This is a genomic window from Jannaschia sp. L-14R, assembly GCF_056857695.1.
Window position 1 is genome coordinate 103,450 of record NZ_JBSXNP010000008.1, and the last position, 19,708, is coordinate 123,157.

General features: G+C 60.5%; 15 protein-coding genes. 11 read left to right on the forward strand and 4 right to left on the reverse strand.

Annotated features, from left to right (window positions below):
* Positions 1-7 precede the first annotated feature (7 nt).
* The 3 genes from AC13C2_RS03360 to AC13C2_RS03370 are packed head-to-tail and all read left to right on the forward strand — an operon-like array spanning position 8 to position 3,297.
* Positions 8-760, forward strand: a complete 753-nt coding sequence (locus AC13C2_RS03360) for an ABC transporter permease (protein WP_339641770.1) — start codon at positions 8-10, stop codon at positions 758-760.
* Between the two features lie 27 nt (positions 761-787).
* Positions 788-2,320: an acyl--CoA ligase gene (locus AC13C2_RS03365; RefSeq protein ID WP_482885938.1), complete on the forward strand. Its 1,533-nt coding sequence runs from the start codon at positions 788-790 to the stop codon at positions 2,318-2,320.
* Entirely contained in the window at positions 2,317-3,297 is a 981-nt protein-coding gene (locus AC13C2_RS03370; protein WP_482885939.1) for a 2-dehydropantoate 2-reductase, read from the forward strand. Before AC13C2_RS03365 ends, AC13C2_RS03370 begins: the two co-directional genes overlap by 4 nt.
* A gap of 43 nt (positions 3,298-3,340) precedes the next feature.
* On the opposite strand, the gene AC13C2_RS03375 is transcribed toward AC13C2_RS03370, so the two are convergent.
* The gene (locus AC13C2_RS03375) at positions 3,341-5,548 is read right to left on the reverse strand and encodes an NADP-dependent isocitrate dehydrogenase (protein WP_424337676.1); all 2,208 of its coding nucleotides are present in this window, start codon (positions 5,546-5,548) and stop codon (positions 3,341-3,343) included.
* Positions 5,549-5,902: 354 nt separating this feature from the next.
* Here AC13C2_RS03375 and AC13C2_RS03380 point away from each other — a divergent pair, with 354 nt between their 5' ends.
* Both AC13C2_RS03380 and AC13C2_RS03385 read left to right on the forward strand, forming a co-directional pair.
* Entirely contained in the window at positions 5,903-6,784 is an 882-nt protein-coding gene (locus tag AC13C2_RS03380; protein ID WP_424337675.1) for a fumarylacetoacetate hydrolase family protein, read from the forward strand.
* A 242-nt stretch (positions 6,785-7,026) separates the two neighbouring features.
* Positions 7,027-7,704 carry a DUF2270 domain-containing protein gene (locus tag AC13C2_RS03385; protein ID WP_482885940.1) on the forward strand — a complete coding sequence of 226 codons (678 nt, stop codon included), beginning with the start codon at positions 7,027-7,029 and terminating at the stop codon, positions 7,702-7,704.
* Between the two features lie 87 nt (positions 7,705-7,791).
* Here the strand turns inward: AC13C2_RS03385 and mnmA are convergent, their stop codons facing one another.
* Positions 7,792-8,934 (reverse strand): tRNA 2-thiouridine(34) synthase MnmA, encoded by a 1,143-nt coding sequence (gene mnmA / locus AC13C2_RS03390; protein ID WP_482885941.1) that lies wholly within the window; start codon positions 8,932-8,934, stop codon positions 7,792-7,794.
* A 121-nt stretch (positions 8,935-9,055) separates the two neighbouring features.
* Here mnmA and sciP point away from each other — a divergent pair, with 121 nt between their 5' ends.
* The 4 genes from sciP (at position 9,056) to recG (ending at position 14,796) form a co-directional block, all read left to right on the forward strand.
* On the forward strand, positions 9,056-9,334 hold the full coding sequence (gene sciP, locus AC13C2_RS03395) for a CtrA inhibitor SciP (protein WP_092764614.1): 279 nt from the start codon (positions 9,056-9,058) through the stop codon (positions 9,332-9,334).
* Positions 9,335-9,429: 95 nt separating this feature from the next.
* On the forward strand, positions 9,430-10,140 hold the full coding sequence (gene ctrA / locus AC13C2_RS03400; RefSeq protein ID WP_092764616.1) for a response regulator transcription factor CtrA: 711 nt from the start codon (positions 9,430-9,432) through the stop codon (positions 10,138-10,140).
* 331 nt (positions 10,141-10,471) lie between these two features.
* Positions 10,472-12,715, forward strand: coding sequence for an NAD-dependent DNA ligase LigA (gene ligA, locus AC13C2_RS03405; RefSeq protein WP_482885942.1), 2,244 nt, complete (start codon positions 10,472-10,474; stop codon positions 12,713-12,715).
* Complete coding sequence (gene recG, locus AC13C2_RS03410) at positions 12,712-14,796, forward strand: ATP-dependent DNA helicase RecG (RefSeq protein WP_482885943.1); 2,085 nt, start codon at positions 12,712-12,714, stop codon at positions 14,794-14,796. The genes ligA and recG overlap by 4 nt, the downstream gene beginning before the upstream one ends.
* A gap of 452 nt (positions 14,797-15,248) precedes the next feature.
* On the opposite strand, the gene AC13C2_RS03415 is transcribed toward recG, so the two are convergent.
* Together AC13C2_RS03415 and AC13C2_RS03420 are read right to left on the reverse strand one after the other, a co-directional pair.
* Positions 15,249-16,700 carry a methyl-accepting chemotaxis protein gene (locus tag AC13C2_RS03415; RefSeq protein WP_482885944.1) on the reverse strand — a complete coding sequence of 484 codons (1,452 nt, stop codon included), beginning with the start codon at positions 16,698-16,700 and terminating at the stop codon, positions 15,249-15,251.
* Positions 16,701-16,742: 42 nt separating this feature from the next.
* A complete protein-coding gene (locus AC13C2_RS03420; RefSeq protein WP_482885945.1) occupies positions 16,743-17,198 on the reverse strand; it encodes an iron-sulfur cluster assembly scaffold protein in 456 nt (151 codons plus the stop codon).
* 100 nt (positions 17,199-17,298) lie between these two features.
* Between AC13C2_RS03420 and hisI the strand changes: the two genes are divergently transcribed.
* Positions 17,299-17,658, forward strand: coding sequence for a phosphoribosyl-AMP cyclohydrolase (gene hisI / locus AC13C2_RS03425; protein WP_474521489.1), 360 nt, complete (start codon positions 17,299-17,301; stop codon positions 17,656-17,658).
* Between the two features lie 194 nt (positions 17,659-17,852).
* Positions 17,853-19,658 carry a phosphogluconate dehydratase gene (gene edd / locus AC13C2_RS03430; protein ID WP_474521490.1) on the forward strand — a complete coding sequence of 602 codons (1,806 nt, stop codon included), beginning with the start codon at positions 17,853-17,855 and terminating at the stop codon, positions 19,656-19,658.
* Positions 19,659-19,708: the final 50 nt, after the last annotated feature.

Here is a 19,708-nt window from a genome sequence, read left to right on the forward strand (position 1 = left end):
GGCTCAAGTGTGGTTCAAGGGATATAAGCTTCCAAATATGTCATCCCTGCTTATATGGGGTCTACTTTGGGAAATTACCGGTCAGTTGGAGCTGACGTTCTTTGTCCCGCCACTGTCGGAGGTTTTTGTAACGCTGTTCAATATCATCGGCACGCCTGCTTTTACCAAAGCACTATATGAAACCGCTGTTGCGTTCCTTGGTGGAGTTTTCTTTGCTATCGTAATTGGCATTCCCATCGGAATTTTCATGGGTCGCAGCCGTCTACTGGATGAGTTGCTGCTGCCCTGGGTGAATATTTTTGTCAGCGCACCACTGACTGCGCTGGTTCCCGTGCTCATGGTATTATTTGGGTTTGGGCTAAAATCGATCATCATCACTACGACACTATTTGGCATATGGATCATTATCCTGAACACCCGCGCAGGTGTACGTCAGATCAACCGGTCCCTGATTGAAATGTCCACCAGCTTTGGTGCGTCACCTATGGATGCCTTCACGAAAGTCTATTTCTGGGCCGCCTTGCCGGAAATTCTTGGTGGAGTGCGGATTGGAGTTATCCGCGCCGTTAAGGGCGTTATTATCGGGCAGCTTCTGATATCAATCGTTGGCTTTGGCGCATTGTTTGAACTTTATGCTTCGAATTTTCTGATGTCGCATTTCTGGGCAGTACTTATCGTGCTGTTCGCACTGGCATTTACCATTTCCGAATTCCTGGGTTATCTGGAAAGGAAAGTGTCATATTATGCTGCAAGCCGATGATCAGATCCATTGAAGCGGGGTTTTGAAATGTCAGCGACCCTGCATTCACTTCTTGCGTCTCATGATGCTGACCTTCCTGCTATCGGCGCGCCTGACCGCGATTGGCTGACCTACGGGGGGCTGCGGGCGTTAGGTGATCAAATCACCGGCCAGCTGCGCGCAGCCGGGATCGGCGCGGATGACCGTGTCGCGATCGTGTTGCCGAACGGACCAGAGATGGCGACAGCCTTTGTGACCGTCGCGCAAGCGGCCATTACCGCGCCGCTGAACCCGGCCTACCGACTGGATGAATACGCATTCTATCTTACGGATCTGAAGGCCAAAGCATTGGTCGCGCAGGCAGGCGACGATGGCCCTGCGGTGCGGGCCGCACAGGACTGCGGGGTCGGCATATTACGGTTGCATGCTGATCCAAGCGATCCGGCGGGGGTCTTCCACCTTGTGCCCGACGCTGCGGCAGATATCCCTGCCGCAGCGGGGTCGCCGGGACCGGATAGCACCGCGCTGATCCTGCACACGTCTGGCACGACATCGAGACCCAAGATCGTACCCTTGTCACAGTCAAACCTTGTCGCATCTGCCCGCAACATTCAGACGTCTCTTGCACTGACATCGGTCGATCGCTGCCTGAACGTGATGCCACTGTTCCATATACACGGGCTGATCGCGGCAGTGTCTGCATCGCTGGCCTCGGGTGCATCCGTTTGGTGCGCCCCCGGCTTTGACGCGCTGAAATTTTTCGGCTGGATGAAAACGGCAACGCCAACGTGGTACACGGCCGTTCCGACAATGCACCAGGCGATCCTGTCACGTGCGGCGCGGAACGCCGACATCATAGCGACCACACCGTTGCGGTTTCTGCGATCGTCGTCAGCCTCGCTTCCCGCGCAGGTAATGACGGCACTGGCCGATACGTTCAACGCCCCGGTGATCGAGGCCTATGGCATGACAGAAGCCACGCATCAGATGACCAGCAACCCTCTGGCACGCGGGGCGCAGATCCCCGGATCGGTTGGCATCGCAGCCGGACCTGTGGTGCGCATCGCCCATGAGGCCGAGAACCGGATCATCGATGGCACCGGCGAGGTCGTGATCTCGGGGGCGAATGTCACATCGGGCTACGAAAGCAACCCGGACGCGAATGCAAAGAATTTCTTCATCGCCGACGACACGCGTTGGTTTCGCACAGGGGATCAGGGGGCGATTGATGATGCCGGGTATCTGCATCTGACAGGACGCTTGAAGGAAATCATCAATCGCGGCGGCGAAAAGATCAGCCCGCTCGAAGTCGATGGTATCTTGCTTGATCACCCGGCAGTGGCCCAGGTCGTCACCTTCGCCATCCCCCACGCTAAGTTGGGTGAGGACGTCGCAGCAGCGGTCGTCCTTGTCGAGGGGCAGAGGGCCACTGACACCGATATCCGCAGCTTTGCCGCTGAACGGCTTGCCGATTTCAAAGTGCCGCGCCACGTCATCATTCTGGATGAAATCCCAAAGGGGGCGACGGGCAAGATGCAGCGTATCGGTTTGGCCGAAAAGCTTGGGCTTGCCACAACATGAAGGTCTGCATTTTCGGGGCGGGTGCCATCGGTGGTTACCTGGGCGCGAAACTGGCGCTGGCCGGTGCGGATGTCAGTCTTGTTGCGCGCGGACCGCATCTTGCTGCAATGCAGGACAAAGGGCTGACGCTGCTGGAGCACGGGGCCGACCCGGTGACGGTGCCAATTACGGCCAGCGATGATCCCGAGAAACTCGGGCCACAGGATTATGTTGTCGTCACGCTGAAGGCGCACTCCGTTCCGCCTGTCGTTCCGTTGATGAAGCCGCTGCTGGGGCCTGACAGCACGGTTGTAAGTGGCGTTAACGGTGTCCCTTGGTGGTATTTCCACAAAATCGGCGGCCCGCTTGAAGGAACGCGTTTGACGTCTGTCGATCCGGGAAACGCGCAGTGGGACGGTATCGGACCTGACAACGTATTGGGCTGCGTGGTCTACCCTGCGGCAGAGGTGAGTGAACCCGGTACAGTCCGCCATATCGAAGGTAACAGGTTTTCACTGGGCGAACCTGACGGCAGCAAGTCGGACCGCGCAGTGGCCCTGTCACAATTGCTGACCAACGCCGGACTGAAGGCACCCGTTCGCCCAAAGCTGCGCGATGAGATTTGGGTCAAGCTATGGGGTAATCTGTCGTTCAACCCGATCTCGGCCCTGACCGACTCCACGCTGGATGTGCTGTGCACCGATCCCGGAACACGCGCCGTGGCGCGCGCCATGATGGTGGAGGCGCAGACGATTGCTGAAATCCTGGGCGTGAAATTCCCTATCGACGTTGACCGCCGATTGGATGGCGGGGCCGCGGTCGGTTCGCACCGCACATCGATGCTGCAAGACCTTGATGCGGGTCGCCCGATGGAAATCGACGCACTGGTGGGGTCTGTCAAAGAATTGGGAATGTTGACCGGCACGCCCACACCGACGCTTGATACGGTATTGGCGCTGGTGAAACTCCGGGCGCGTTCAGCTGGATTATACACTTGAGAAGAAGCCCCGCCAAATTACTCTGGCGGGGTCGTGTATCAGTTCACCCGATGATGTCGTTCAGCGTAGCGGAGGGGCGCATGACCGCCGCAGTTTTCGCGGCATCCGTGTTGTAATAACCGCCCGTATCGACCGCACGTCCCTGCACGGCGGCAAAATCGGCCACAATTTTTTCCTCGCTATCGGCCAGTGCCTTGGCGAGCGGTTCAAATGCAGTTGCCATTTCAGGGTCTTCAGTCTGTGCCGCCAACGCCTGCGCCCAGTAGAGCGCAAAATAGAAATGGCTGTCCCGGTTGTCAGGTTGGCCAACCTTGCGGCCAGGTGACTTGTCATTGTCCAGAATGCCTTGGGTTGCGGCATCGACGGCCTTGCCCAGAACCATTGCCTTGGGGTTGTCCTTTACCTGTGCAAGGTACTTCAGGCTTTCCCCCAGCGCGCAGAACTCACCCAGTGAATCCCACCGCAGATGGTTTTCTTCAACCAACTGCTGGACATGTTTCGGTGCCGATCCACCTGCACCGGTCTCAAACAGTCCGCCGCCCTGCATCAGCTTGACGATCGACAGCATCTTGGCCGATGTGCCCAGTTCAAGGATCGGGAACAGGTCAGTCAAGTAGTCGCGCAATACGTTGCCCGTGACCGCAATCGATGTATCGCCCTTGCGGATTGTATCGAACGACAGGGCCGTGGCTTCACGCGGGGCCAGGATCAGGAACTTGTCTGCAACACCAGCCTTATCAAGCAGAGGTTTTACGTATTTCAGCAGTTCGGCGTCATGTGCGCGTGACGCGTCCAGCCAAAAGATCGCCTGACATTCTTCCAGCGCCTGCCGGTCGATTGCCAACTGCACCCAGTCTTCGATTGGAGCCTGCCGCGTCGAAGCGGAGCGCCAGATGTCGCCCGCCTCGACCTCGTGTTCGTGCAGTACATCGCCAGACTCGAGAACCATGCGGACAGTGCCAGCCTCTGGCATCTCGAACGTGGTGGGGTGCGACCCATACTCCTCGGCCTTCTGCGCCATAAGGCCGACATTCTGAACTGTACCGGCGGTGGACGGATCCAGCGCGCCGTTGGACTTACAGTTCTTGATCGCCTCGTCATAGACTGCGGCGTAAGAGCTGTCGGGGATCACGCAATTGGTGTCCGATTCAGACCCGTCAGGTCCCCAGCCCTTGCCGCCCGCCCGGATCAGCGCCGGTATCGATGCGTCGATGATCACATCAGACGGAACGTGCAGGTTGGTGATGCCTTTGTCTGAATTGACCATGTATAATGGTGGGTTGTCAGCAATGGCTTCCTCAATTGCCTTCTGTATTTCTGTGGCTTTCGGCGATGTCGCCACTACGTCCAGCAAAGCGCCAAGGCCCGAGTTCGGGTTGACACCGGCCGCTGCCAGATCATCGCCATATTGATCGAAGACAGGTTTCAGGAACGCTTTAACCGCATGTCCGAAAATGATCGGGTCCGACACCTTCATCATCGTGGCCTTGAGGTGGATGGAAAACAGGACACCAGCCGCCTTGGTCGCGGCAACCTGATCCAGCAAGAATGCATCCAGTGCCTTTGCCGACATGAACGTCGCATCTACAACGGTGCCGGCAGGATAGGACACGCTGTCCTTCAGGACCGTTACGCTGCCATCCTTGGCCACCAGTTCGATCCGCACGGTCGCCGCCTCGGTCAGCGTCGCGGATTTCTCGTTCGACCGGAAATCGTCGGCTGACATGGTGGAAACAGTCGTCTTGCTGTCGGCGGACCACGCTCCCATCCGATGCGGGTTGGCCTGCGCATAGTTTTTGACGGCCACAGCCGCGCGGCGATCAGAGTTACCTTCCCGCAGGACAGGGTTCACAGCCGATCCCTTGATCGCGTCATATCGTGCGCGGATGGCATTTTCGGCGTCGGTCGCGGGATTTTCCGGATAATCCGGAAGGTCGTAACCCTGCGATTGCAGTTCAGTGACCGCGGCAACCAGCTGCGGAACAGATGCAGAGATATTGGGCAGCTTGATGACGTTCGCCTCGGGCGTTTTCACCAGTTGACCCAAGTGTGCAAGATCGTCTGTCTGGCGCTGTTCCTCGGTCAGGTTTTCGGGGAACGTCGCGATGATGCGCCCGGCCAGTGAAATGTCGCGCGTCCCGACAGTAACGTTCGCCTCTGACGCAAACCGCTGAACGATGGGCAGAAAGGACGCAGAAGCCAATTCCGGGGCCTCATCAACTTTGGTGTATACGATGTCAGGATTATCCATGGGCTGTCGTCCTCCTCAGCTTTGATCTGTTGGGTATCGCCTTATCCAGCAGCCTCACCAAGGTCCACACAAAGCGGTCGCCTTTATGACTGTGCCGACGTTTGACGAGGCCCGTACCGCAGAACTTCCCCAGCCTGGACGGAGGTTTCGGAATCAAGGGCAGGGCCTGGGACTGCCTTTTATCCATCGTTGGCCTTGAGATGGCAACGAAGCCCGACCTTGGCTTATCGCAACATGACGCCTGTCTTACTGGCAACCTGCGCCACCAATACACGCCCGCAAAATGAATCGATACTTACTCATGAATACCTATACTGCGGACAAAATATCATCGCACTGACAAGGATCATGCACATGAAATATATGGTGGGCGAGACGGCGAACGGTGCCGCCGTGTTTGCGGTCACAGGTGACGAAGCCATTAATCTTACGGCATTGGACCCTGCGGTCGGCAATGATCTGAAGGCGCTGATCGCCGCTCCCGCGCTCGCAAGGTCAGTGGCTGTAAAAATGAGGGGTGCATCCCGCGTCCCGGTCGCATCGATCACCCCTGCCTTGCCCGTTGCCGATCCGGGCAAGATCATCTGTCTGGGTCTGAACTATACTGATCACATCAAGGAGGGCGGTTATGACATACCGGATTACCCGGCGCTCTTCATGCGGGGCAGGAATTCCATCATGGCCGCAGGAGCACCGATGGTGCGGCCATCCTGCTCCGATAAACTGGACTATGAAGCAGAACTGATGCTGGTTATCGGCAAAGGTGGGCGTCACATTCCCGAAGCGGATGCCTTGGACCATGTCTTCGGCTATACCGTATTCAACGATGGGTCCGTGCGCGACTACCAGCGCAAGACGCACCAGTGGACGCCGGGTAAAAACTTTGACGACACAGGCGCGATCGGTCCCTTCGTTGTGACCCCGGACGAACTTCCCGCTGGCGCATCAGGTCTCAGGATTGAAAGCCGCGTCGGTACCGAGATTTTGCAATCCTCCAACACGGCCAACATGATCTGGTCCGTGGCGCAGACGATTGCGACGATTTCGGAATACGCGACACTCGATGCGGGCGACCTGATCGCTATGGGCACACCGCCGGGAGTTGGTCATGCCAAGACGCCAAATCCGCGTTGGTTGCTACCCGGTGAGATCATCGAGATCGAGATCGAGGGTATCGGCATTTGCGCCAGCCCGATTGTCGACGAGAAGGATCTCGGTGTGAAAGCTGCTGAATGAAGACATCCAACGATGCAGAACAGCAGTCAGTGCGGCCCGGTTTCTTTCACCGGCTGGGATGGGCAAGTGACGATATATCCCTCCGGCCCTTCGGATCGGCAGGTCTGGTGTCCAACGTCGTTTGAACCGTGCAGCCATCGGACAGACCGAAAGCGGTCCTAAGTCTCGAAGAGGCCGGTAGCCACCGGGAAATTTGTTGTTCAGTGCATATTTGATGTGCAACCCTGTTTCAGGGGGCTTCGATGACAGCGGAGATAGCTGAGCAAAGAAAGAAACTTAGCGCTGCCGAAATCGGCGCGATTGCGCACCTGTATCGTGGCGAGGTCTACAGGTCGACGCTCTGGCGGACGCGGCTCGACACCACGACCAACTGGGCCGTGGTCACTTTGGGCATCGCATTATCCATCGCGTTTTCGTCGCCGGCCGCATCGCCACTGCCCTTGATACTCGTGGGCGTCTTGATCTTCTTCTTTTTGATGCTGGAGGCGCGCCGCTACCGATATTTCAATGTATGGCGCGCGCGATGCAGGTGGATGGAGGTGCATTTTTATGCGCCGATGCTGCACGACGGCGATCTCCATATGGAAGACGGCTGGCAAAAAGTCCTGGCCGAGGATTATTTATATCCAATGCACCATGTTTCCATATGGGTGGCGCTCGGACGGCGCATCCGACGGAATTATTTATGGATCCTGCTGATTCAAAGCGCGGCCTATATTGGCAAGTTGGTCGTCCACCCCGAACCTTTGACAAACGCGTCGCAGTTCATAGATCGCGCCGCAATTGGTCCATTGGATGGAAAATATGTCATTGGTCTGGGCGTCGCCTATTGCCTGACGTGGGGCGCGGCTTCGCTGTGGAGTTGGAGGGACGATAAAAACCGAGCCATGAAACGGCCCGCACGCTCCAGTATGGGATGAGTGACGTGCCGAGTGGGAGGTGGAGACCGGAATGGCATTTGAAGAGACGCTAGCCGCTGGTTTTCAAGAAACCGCAGGTCCCGGTCTTCAATATCCGCGCCAGATCCAGCCACCGCCCAGAACGCGCGTATCGTCCAGGTCATAGAACACGCAGGCCTGTCCGGGCGAGACGCCTTCCTCCGGCGTCAGCAGTTCGACTTCAGCCAGATCGTTTGCTTTGGGCCGCAGGATCGCTTCGCGCGGAGGGCGCGTGGATCGAACCTTCACGCCGATGTGCCATTCCCCTCGAGAGGCCAGCGGCGCGTCGCCCAGCCAGTTGATTTCGCGCAGCGGCACCAGGCGCGTGGCGAGCGCGGATTTCGGGCCGACGACGACGTGGCGCCTGTCGGGGTCCAGTTTCACCACATACAGTGGCTCGGACAGTCCGCCGATCCCGAGACCGCGACGTTGGCCAACAGTATAGTTGATGATGCCGTCGTGACGGGCCAGTTCGCGCCCGTCCATATCGACGATGGCACCGGGTTGCGCGGCATCGGGGCGCAGTTTTTCAATGACGGCGGCATAATCACCGTTCGGCACGAAACAGATGTCCTGACTGTCGGGCTTGTCGGCGACCGGCAGGCCATATTTCGCGGCCAGAGCTCGCGTCGCCACCTTGTCGTGCAGATGGCCCAGCGGAAAACGCAGATAATCCAACTGTTCTCCGGTGGTGGAGAACAGGAAATAGGACTGGTCGCGCACCGGGTCGGCGGCGCGGTGCAATTCGGGACCGCGCGCGCCCATCTTGCGCTGGATATAATGGCCGGTCGCCATGCAGTCGGCATTCAGATCCCTGGCGGTTTCCAGCAGATCGCGGAACTTGACGCGCTCGTTGCAGCGGATGCAGGGCACCGGTGTCGCGCCACCAAGATAGGCATCCGCGAATTCGTCGATCACCGACTCGCGGAAGGTGTCTTCATAGTCGAGGACATAGTGGGGAAAGCCCATGGTCTCCGCCACGCGCCGCGCATCGTGGATGTCCCGGCCCGCGCAACAGGCCCCTTTTTTTGCCAGCGCGGCCCCGTGATCGTAGAGTTGCAGCGTGACGCCCACCACGTCGTAGCCCTCTTCAGCCAGCATCGCGGCCACGACCGAACTATCGACGCCTCCGGACATGGCGACGACGACCCGCGTGTCGGCGGGGGCCTTGGCGATGCCGAGGCTGTTGAGCGTGGGTTGATCCAGGGGCATGTGCTTCTCCGGCAGGAAACGCCGTCAGATATAGGAAAATGCGAGATATTCACAAGGTGGCGCTTCATCTTGGCTTAACGACTGTCGCTCAGGAAGGCGGTAACCTACGGAGGAGCATGCCATGTATCTCAGAAAGGGGCCGGGACCACATGTGGTGACGCTGCCCGACGGCACACAGATGTCTCGGGCCGATCTGCCGCCCATCGGGACGACGCGATGGGTCGCCCGCCGGAAAGAGGCTGTCGTGCACGGTGTGCAGGCCGGACTGATCACCCGAGACGAGGCGATTGAACGCTATGATCTGTCGGACGAGGAACTCGCAGGCTGGGAGGAGGCAAGGAATGCCTTTGGAGCCAATGGCTTGAAGACGACGCTGATCCAGAAATTCAGACAATCTTAGAGGGTTTGAAGGCTGGTTGGAAAACGTGGTAACGATAAGTTAACCATTTGGGTGAAAGGATGACAGCATCCCTAAGTTCTCCCTGGAGAGAGTTAATGCGTATCCTGCTCGTCGAAGACGATCCCACGACCTCCAAGAGCATTGAAATGATGCTCGGCAGTGCGAATCTGAACGTCTATTCCACCGATATGGGGGAAGAGGGGATCGATCTCGCCAAGCTGTACGATTACGATCTTATCCTGCTGGATCTGAACCTGCCCGACATCAACGGCCATGAAGTGCTCAAGCAGTTGCGCCTCAGCCGAATCGAAACCCCAATCCTGATCCTGTCCGGTTCCGACGATACCGAGAACAAGATCCGCGGTTTCGGCTTCGGTGCAGACGATTACATGACCAAGCCCTTCCACCGTGACGAATTGATTGCCCGCATCCACGCGATCGTGCGACGCTCCAAGGGGCATTCGCAGTCGGTGATCCGCACCGGGTCTGTCGCGATCAATCTTGATGCCAAATCGGTCGAAGTCGACGGGCGGACGATCCACCTGACCGGCAAGGAATATCAGATGCTGGAGCTTCTGAGCCTGCGGAAGGGGACGACCCTGACCAAAGAAATGTTCCTTAACCATCTCTATGGTGGCATGGACGAGCCGGAATTGAAGATCATCGACGTATTTATCTGTAAGCTTCGCAAAAAGTTGTCTGAGGCTACGGGCGGTGAAACCCATATCGAAACCGTATGGGGACGCGGCTATGTTCTGCGCGACCCTGAAGGAAGCGAAAAGGGAAAACATCTGGTCAGCGCCTGATCGTGGTCCGCGACATGCCGGTATCAACGGGAGGGTTAGCCATGACGATCAACTGACTCATATCATGCATTCCGGGCCGAGCGACAGGATCATACGGTCCTGACCCGATGGAATGGACCCGACCGGCAGGTTTTGACACTTCGGTCGCCGGTCATAAACGCCCTCCGCTCAAATATGCGAAGCGATGCGCACCGCCGCTCCCGGATTAACGGGGGCGGCGTTTCGATTCACCGAACGGTCCGGCTTGATGTCCGCCCATCCCGAATCGGTGGAAAGCGACGGAGAGGAGTCTTACTACCGTACGGCGAGGCGATCGGTCGAAGGGGGCAGGGTGGCGCGGGAACGGGACATTGCGGTCGACGATCTGACCGAAGCGCAGGCCAGGTCGGAACTGGCGGCGCTCGGCCCAGTCTTGGCGCAGGCTAATACGGCCTATCACAGCGCGGATGATCCGGTAATGGACGATGCCGCGTTCGACGCGCTCAAACGCCGGATTGCCGCGATAGAGGCGCGATTTCCAGACCTCAAACCTGATGACAGCATCACTGAACAGATCGGTGCCGCGCCGTCCGATGGCTTCGGCAAGATCCGCCATTCCGTTCGCATGCTGTCGCTGGGCAACGCCTTCGACACCTCCGACGTGCAGGACTTCGATGCCCGCATCCGGCGATACCTCGATTTGAAACCGGACGCGCCGCTGGCCTATACCGCCGAGCCAAAGATCGACGGGCTGAGCCTGTCGCTGCGGTATGAGGCAGGCGCGTTGGTCCATGCCGTGACACGCGGCAATGGCGAGGTCGGCGAGGATGTGACGGCGAACGCCCGCACGATTGCGGATATCCCCCAGACGCTGGTCGACGCGCCCGATGTTCTGGAAGTGCGCGGCGAAGTCTATATGACGCATGCCGACTTCGCCGCGCTGAATGCCCGGCAGACAACGGCGAATTCCAAGGTCTTTGCCAATCCGCGCAACGCCGCCGCGGGCAGTCTACGACAGTTGGATCCGACGATAACGGCGGCGCGCCCGCTCCGCTTTTTCGCCTATGCCTGGGGCGAGGTCAGTGCGCCTTTGGCCGACACGCAATTCGGGGCATTGGAACGCTTGGCCGACTTGGGGTTTTCGACCAATCCGGTCACGCGCCGGTGCAGCGGACCGGATGACCTGCTGGCGCAATACGCGCAGATCGCGGCCACGCGCGCCGACCTTGGCTATGACATCGACGGCGTCGTCTACAAGGTCGACAACCTGAAGCTGCAGGAAAGGCTGGGTGTCCGCTCGACCACACCGCGCTGGGCCATCGCGCACAAGTTTCCCGCCGAAACCGCATGGACGCATCTGGAGGGCATCGACATCCAGGTTGGTCGCACGGGGGCGCTGTCGCCGGTTGCACGGCTGACGCCGATCACAGTCGGGGGCGTCGTGGTTTCGAACGCGACGCTGCACAACGAGGATTACATCGCGGGGCGGGACGCCAACGGCCATCCGATCCGAAGCGGTGATCTGAGGGTCGGAGATCGGGTCGAAATATACCGCGCCGGTGACGTCATCCCCAAGGTCCGCGATGTTGATGTGTCAGCACGTCCGGCGGATGCGGTGCCATTCGTATTTCCCAAAATCTGCCCCGAATGCGGCAGCCCGGCGCAACGCGATCCGGGGGAGTCTGTACGGCGATGCACCGGTGGACTGATCTGTCCGGCGCAACGGGTGGCGCGACTCAAGCATTTCGTGTCGCGCGGTGCGATGGATATCGACGGTCTGGGTGACAAGGAGATCGAGCGCTTCCACGATCTGGGTTGGGTATGCACTCCGGCCGATATTTTTATCTTGCAGGCGCGGCATGGCAGCGGGCTCAAGACTGTCGCGAACCTTGAAGGCTGGGGCGAAATATCGGCATCGAACCTGTTTGCGGGGATCGAGGCGGCACGAACGCAAGGTCTGGCCCGCGTCCTGTTCGGGTTGGGCATCCGGCATCTGGGCGAAGTTTCAGGCCGCGATCTGGCACGACATTTCGGCGATTGGGCTAGGTTCGCCACCGTCGCTGACGCGGCGATTCCCGCCGCCGAAGCGCATCGAGCGGCGGAAGCCGCCATCATCGACGAACGCGCCGCCGCCGAGGCCGCGGGCCGCCGTGCCAGGCTGTCCGATGTACGCACCCCGATCTGGTCCGCTGTTTCCGACGCGGCCCGCGCCGCATGGGACGAGCTGACAGGGATTGACGGTGTCGGCGCGACCCTGGCGCTTGCGATCTGCGACGCCATGGGGGCAGCGCAGGAACGCGCGGCGATTGACGCCCTGATGGCGGAGCTGGACCCCGCAGCACCAGAAGCAGTCGCCAGCGCCAGTCCGATCGCAGGCAAGACAGTCGTGTTTTCCGGCACCCTGGAGCGGGTCACTCGGGCCGAGGCCAAGGCGCGCGCGGAGCAATTGGGGGCCAGGGTCTCGGGCTCGGTCTCGGCCAAGACGGACCTGCTGATCGCCGGGCCGGGTGCCGGATCGAAGCTGCTCAAAGCGGCGGAACTGGGGATCGAAACACTGGACGAAGCTGGCTGGATCGCCCTGACCGGCAATAGATGACGGGACGTCCTGAACCCCTGTTTCCCCTGTTCGCCAGTCTGGAAACCTTGCCCGGCGTCGGACCGAAGACGGCCAAACTGATGGCCAACATGTCCGTGGCGACGCCCAGGGACCTGATCTTCACATTGCCCACCGGGGGCGTCGACCGCACGCCGGTCGTGTCGGTTCGGGATGCGATCCTTCCAGGGGTTGTAACCGTACAGGTGACGGTCGGGCGCCACATCGCGCCATCGTCGCGCGGGCGGCCCTATCGTATTGAGGTAGAGGACGCGAAAACGACGTTTCAGGTAGTGTATTTTCGCGGTTCTGCCGACCTCCACGCCAAGACGTTGCCGACCGGGCAAAAGCGGATTTTGTCTGGAAAGGTCGAGCTTTATGACGGCATCGCGCAGATGCCACATCCCGATCATGTGCTGGTCGAAGGCGAACGGCTTCCTGCCTTCGAACCGGTCTATCCGCTGACCGGCGGGATTTCCTCGCGGATCATGGCACGGGCGGTCGAGGCGGCGGTGCAGCGTGTGCCCGAATTGGCCGAATGGATCGATCCGGCACTGGTTGCTGAAAGGGGCTGGCCCGCCTTTGGCGACGCCCTGCGGCAGGCCCATCACCCGGAGGATGCGGGCGATCTGTCGCCCGGCACGGCGGCGCGTCAGCGATTGGCATACGACGAATTGTTTGCGCATCAGCTGACGCTTGCACTGGCCCGGTCGACGGACCGCCGGCGGGCCGGGGTCGTGACCGAAGGCGACGGCCGATTGCGGCGCAAGGTTCTGGCATCATTGCCATTCGAAGCGACCGACGCGCAGAAACGTTGCATCGGAGAGATCGCGACCGACATGGGGCAGCCCCGTCGGATGAACCGCTTGCTGCAAGGCGACGTGGGGTCGGGCAAAACGCTGGTCGCCCTGATGGCGCTGCTGACGGCGGCCGAGGCGGGCGGGCAGGGGGTGTTGATGGCGCCTACGGAAATTCTGGCACGGCAACACGCCGAAGGGTTGCGGCCCATGGCGGATACGGCGGGCGTGGTGCTGGAACTGCTGACCGGGCGCGACAAGAACCGGGAGCGGCAGGCCAAGCTGGATGCGCTGGCGCGGGGAGACATCGCCATTCTGGTCGGGACCCATGCTGTATTCCAGCGCGACGTGGTCTTTGCCGACCTGCGGCTGGCGGTGATCGACGAACAGCATCGGTTCGGGGTGCGGCAACGCATGTTGCTGGGCGAAAAGAATGCGGCGACGGACGTTCTTGTCATGACGGCCACGCCGATTCCGCGATCGCTGGCGCTGACGCAATACGGCGATATGGACATAAGCGTTCTGGACGAAAAACCACCGGGCCGAACGCCGGTGCAGACGGCGACGGTGCCGGTGTCCCGGATGGACGACGTGATTGCCAAGCTGCGCCATGCGGTGGCTGAGGGGCGGCAGGCCTATTGGGTCTGTCCGCTGGTCGAGGAATCGGAGGTCGTGGACACGACGTCTGCCGAAGAACGGTTCCGCAGTTTGCGCGCGGCCTTGGGCGAGGGGGTCGTGGGCCTGGTTCACGGTCAGATGCTGCCGTCCGAGAAAGACGCTGCGATGGCCGATTTCGTGTCCGCCAAGACGCAGGTTCTGGTGGCGACGACGGTGATTGAAGTCGGGGTGGACGTGCCGAATGCGTCGATCATGGTCATCGAGCGGGCGGAAACCTTCGGTCTGGCGCAGTTGCACCAGTTGCGCGGCCGGGTCGGGCGCGGGGCGGCGGCCTCGACGTGTCTGTTGATGTACAAAGCGCCGCTGGGTGAAGCGGCAGAAGCGCGATTGCGGATTCTGCGCGAGAGCGAGGATGGATTCCGCATCTCCGAAGAGGACCTGGCTCTGCGTGGTGCCGGCGATGTGATCGGAACAGCGCAATCCGGATTGCCTCGGTTCCGGATTGCCAACCTGGAACGTCATGCCGGACTGATGGAGCTGGCCAGTCGGGATGCGCGATCCCTGCTTGCGAAAGATGCCGATCTGGCGAGCGCGCGGGGACAGGCTGCCCGGTTGCTTCTATGGTTGAACGAACAGGATCGGGCGCTTCGATTACTGTCTGTCGGGTAGCGACAAAACCAAGAACAAATGCAGTTTGTTCACTAATGTTCTAAAAAAGTTCTTTACTTACTGTTAGGGAAATGAGAACAAAGGTGAAACAAAGCAGCACGGAAGGTGACAGAAATGGCCCGCAGAATGAAAACTTCCCTGACCCGTCTCAGCGATGAACCACTTGGCGATATTCTTGGCGGAATCTGGCTGGTGACTGTGATGCTGGGCCTTCTGAACCTTCCTTCGCTGATCTCCTGATCCTGCCTTTTCCCGGTTACTGTCTGCATCCCCTAGGTCTCGAACCCTGATCCGGACCTCCCCCTCGTCCGGTCGGTCGATCGCCGTCTCTGTCCCCCGGAGACCCCCGATCCGGTCCCGTCGTCCCGCGCCCCGGACATCGGTCCCTCGAACGTAACGGGATGCCACTTCACCGCCGCCTCCGCCCTACGGAGTGCGGCGGTTTTTTTGGCTCATACCCTGTGTGGTGCCTCTTGCACGGTGTTGCGATACCCTATGCGCAGCCCGCCCCAGTGACGGCCCCGCACAGTGATCGGGGCGGAAATATCCTTCATCATGACCATCCCCTGTGCGCCCATATCTCTACGATAGACCTGCATAAGGAACGGCGCGCGGCTGGCTCCGGCCTGCCGCCCGGTCCGGTCGTCGAACAGACGGCGATTTCGGCAATTCGCTGCATTCCACGCCGGATCGTCCGACTGCAGCGCGGAAAACTTGCGGTTATGGGTGGCGATGTACCCCTGTCGGTCACAGGGGCAGGTAAACAGGATGTTCGGGTCGAACCTCAGCGCATCCTCGATGATCGGCGGGACGACGGTGTCGGTCAGCCGGCTGTGGCGGGCCATGAATTGAGGAGGGTCTGAGCCGGGGATAGGGGCAAGCCCGGTATCGAACAAGTCTTCTTCGGTGATCTGACCGGTTTCGAGGGCCGTCTCGAAGGCGGCGGCAATCCTGCCGGCAATGGTCTGGGCGTGGGCGATGAAAGGACGATCCGGGCCGTCGGTTTCGACCTCCGCAACGCGCTGCAACAATGCCTCGCATCTGTCCATCATGTGGTTCGTGCGGTTGCGCGCTTCGTCCACGCCGGTCGCGGTGTGGCGCGTGCCCATGTCGATGATGTCGCAAACCTCTCCAACGTCTTTTTCGGCACTGGCAAGAACGTTGACAGAGGTCTCCAATGCTTCGATCCGGGTACGTGCGGCGGACATCTGATCAGCGATCATGGCAACGGCATCCTGCGTGCTGGCCGCGATTTCCAGACCACGCGCGAACTCCGGTGTCAGGCGGCGGCTGTCTTCGCGCATCGTCCGGGTCCATCCGTCCAGCGAAGTTACCGCAGTCCTGATGCCGCCGGCGGCGTCTGCGGTCTTGTGCGACAGGTCCTTGACCGCTTCGGCGACGATTGCAAAGCCGCGACCGGCATCGCCTGCCCGCGCCGCTTCGATCGACGCATTTATGGCCAGAATGTTCACCTGCCGGGCGATCCGCGTGATGTCGTCGTTGGATGCGACGATCCGGGACAGGACGTGTTCCAGGTCTTCGGTGCGCGGCCCGATGCCCGTGCCCCACGCCGAGAGCTCCTGATAACGGCGTCCGTTTTCCGCGATGGCATCGAGACGCTCCGCCGCTGCCGCCTCGGTCTCGAGAGCCGACGTCCCAAGTGATCTGAACCCGTCGTGCAGGGCGGCAATGGCACCACCGAAATCCTGTGTTGCCCGCCGCAACGTATCGATTTGCACAAGGTTGGCCCGCGCGTTGCCGTCGATTCCGTCCACGAAGGCGGCCAGATCGGCCACCAGATATCCCAGCGGAGCTATTTCCTCAGCCAGGCTGGTGTCTGCGACGATTGCAGGGTCCGCCGGATTGGTCGGTACAGTCGCTAAAGGCAGGGGCTGGGCCGTCATGCATCCTCCTCGGTCTCGACAGAGGGGAATAGAACCTGAAGATTACCTTGCGGTTAATCGCCGGTCATCGAGGCTTTCAACCGCTTCGACCGTCGCATCCAGTGCCAGCAGGATAGAGGCATGTCGATTGCGGAATTCACGCGCGGGCAGCATCACTTCCAACCCGTCGAACGGCGCATCCGGCACCGGCCCGCCGTCTTTCAACATCGCGCGCAACTGATCGCGGGCAGTGCGAACCTGCTCCAGATCGCAACCGATCACCCTGCGCCCAGATACCGACGCGGAAGCCTGGCCCAGCGCGCAGGCCTTCACGTCCTGAGCATATCGGATGATCCGCCCATCCTCGACATCCAGCGATACAGTCACCGTCGATCCGCAAAGCGGCGACCGCTTGCGCACGCTCACCTGCGGGTCGGTCAAAGGCTCGGTCGCTGGCATGTCGGCGGCCAGGGCGAGGATGCGTCCGGAGTAGAGCTTGACCAGATCAGTTTCGGACATTCACGTGCCTCCGGCTTCTGGCCGACCTCAGGAGACTTCCCTCGGACGGTCCTGACCCTTAGGTAGCCCCCCGAACCCCGGTTGCAAAGGTGTGGCCCCGATGACTTTTGACCCTACTACGCTGAAATACGATGCCAACGGTCTGATCCCGGCCATTGCGCAGGATCATGTAACGAACGAAGTCCTGATGATGGCCTGGATGAATGCAGAAGCAATCGCGAAAACCCTGGCGACGGGGCAGGTGACCTATTGGTCGCGATCACGGCAGGCTTTCTGGGTCAAGGGCGAAACGTCGGGGCACGTTCAGGCGCTGGTCGATCTGCGGGTCGATTGTGACCGGGATTGCCTGCTGCTGATCGTCGAGCAGACCGGGCCTGCCTGTCACACAAATCGGCGGAGCTGCTTCTTCACGGCCGTCCGGGATAAAGATGAGATCGAGCTGATGCGACCGATTGGCTAGAGTAAGTGTTCGAAACGGATGCCTTATTGGGATGAGGTTCCAGTCCGGCGCAAATACGCCGTAGATATTGATGGTAACAAAGCTGCGGGACCGGATTCGTGCGCGGTATACCGACGCCGAAAAGGGCAGGAGTCGAACACGCCCCTTGAACCGTTAGCGCTAACGGTGCATTTGTTCCCCAAAGGAGGCCCATCATGCCGCTGGACAGCCGAATCGATGAAATTACCGACCGTATCCGCGAACGCTCCCGCTCGACGCGAGACCTATATCTCGAACGTATGCGGGAACAGGCGCAGAAAGGCCCGCGCCGCGCCCATCTGGAGTGTGGCAACCAGGCCCACGCCTATGCCGCGATGGGCGAAGACAAGGGCGATCTTGTCGCTGACCGGGCGCCGAACATAGGCATCGTGACAGCCTACAACGACATGCTATCGGCGCATCAGCCTTTCAAGGATTATCCCGACCGCATCAAGGCCGCCGCCCGGTCCGTCGGTGCCACGGCACAGGTCGCGGGCGGTGTTCCCGCGATGTGCGATGGCGTCACGCAGGGCCAGAACGGCATGGAGTTGTCGCTGTTTTCGCGCGACGTGATCGCCTTGGCCACGGGCGTTGCGCTGTCGCACAACACCTTCGATTCCGCGCTGTATCTGGGCATCTGTGACAAGATCGTGCCGGGCCTGGTGATCGCCGCTGCGACCTTTGGCTATCTGCCGGGGATATTCGTGCCCGCGGGTCCAATGACGTCCGGTCTGGGCAACGAAGAGAAATCGCAGGTTCGCCGCGATTTCGCCGAGGGCAAGATCGACCGGGCTGAGCTGATGAAGGCCGAAATGGCCAGCTACCACGGGCCGGGCACCTGCACATTCTACGGCACCGCGAATTCCAACCAGATGTTGATGGAGTTCATGGGCCTGCACCTGCCCGGCGCGTCTTTCATCAATCCGGGCACGCCGCTGCGCGATGCCCTGACCGATGCCGCGACAGTGCAGGCGACGAAAATCACGGCGCTTGGCAACGCCTATACGCCGGTCTGCGACGTGCTGGACGAACGCGCCTATGTGAACGGTCTGGTGGGCCTGATGGCGACGGGCGGGTCGACCAATCTGGTGCTGCATCTGATCGCCATGGCGCGCGCCTCGGGCGTTCAGTTGACCTGTGCTGATTTCGATGCCGTGTCGGACGTCACGCCGCTCATGGCGCGGGTCTATCCGAACGGTCTGGCCGACGTGAACCATTTCCATGCCGCCGGAGGCCTGCCGTTCATGATCGGTCGGTTGTTGGAGGCTGGCTTGCTGCATGAGGATGTGCAGACGGTCGCCGGGCAGGGCCTGTCGGCTTATGCGACCGAACCAAAGCTGACAGGCGACCGCATCGAATGGACGCCCGGCCCGAAGGACAGCCTGAACGACAGGATACTGAAAACTCCGGATGCGCCCTTCGACCATCATGGCGGTCTGAAACAGGTGCATGGCAATCTGGGACTGGGAGTCATTAAAATCAGTGCGGTAGCGCCCGAACTTCATGTGATCGAAGCGCCCGCCCGCATCTTCCACTCGCAGGACGACGTAAAGGTCGCTTTCCGCGCCGGAGAGCTTGACCGCGACGGCGTCATCGTGGTCCGCTATCAGGGGCCGCGCGCCAACGGGATGCCCGAACTGCACGGCCTGACACCTGTTTTGACGGTTCTTTTGCAGCGCGGATACAGGGTCGCGCTGGTGACCGACGGGCGCATGTCAGGGGCATCGGGCAAGGTCCCCGCCGCGATCCATGTCGCGCCCGAGGCACTGGACGGCGGTTTGATCGGCAAGTTGCAGGATGGCGACCTGATCCGCGTCGATGCGGTCAAGGGCACGCTCGACGTGCTGACCGAAGGCGTGGCCGGTCGCGATGTTCCGCGGCCCGACCTGAGCCATAATGAGTATGGGCTGGGACGCGAATTGTTCAGCCTCTTCCGGGCCAGTGCAGGGCCATCCGACCGGGGGGCGGGTGTGGTCATCTGACTGCGCCTGCGCCACACCTGATCCAATCCAGCCGCCCACCAAAGGCACCG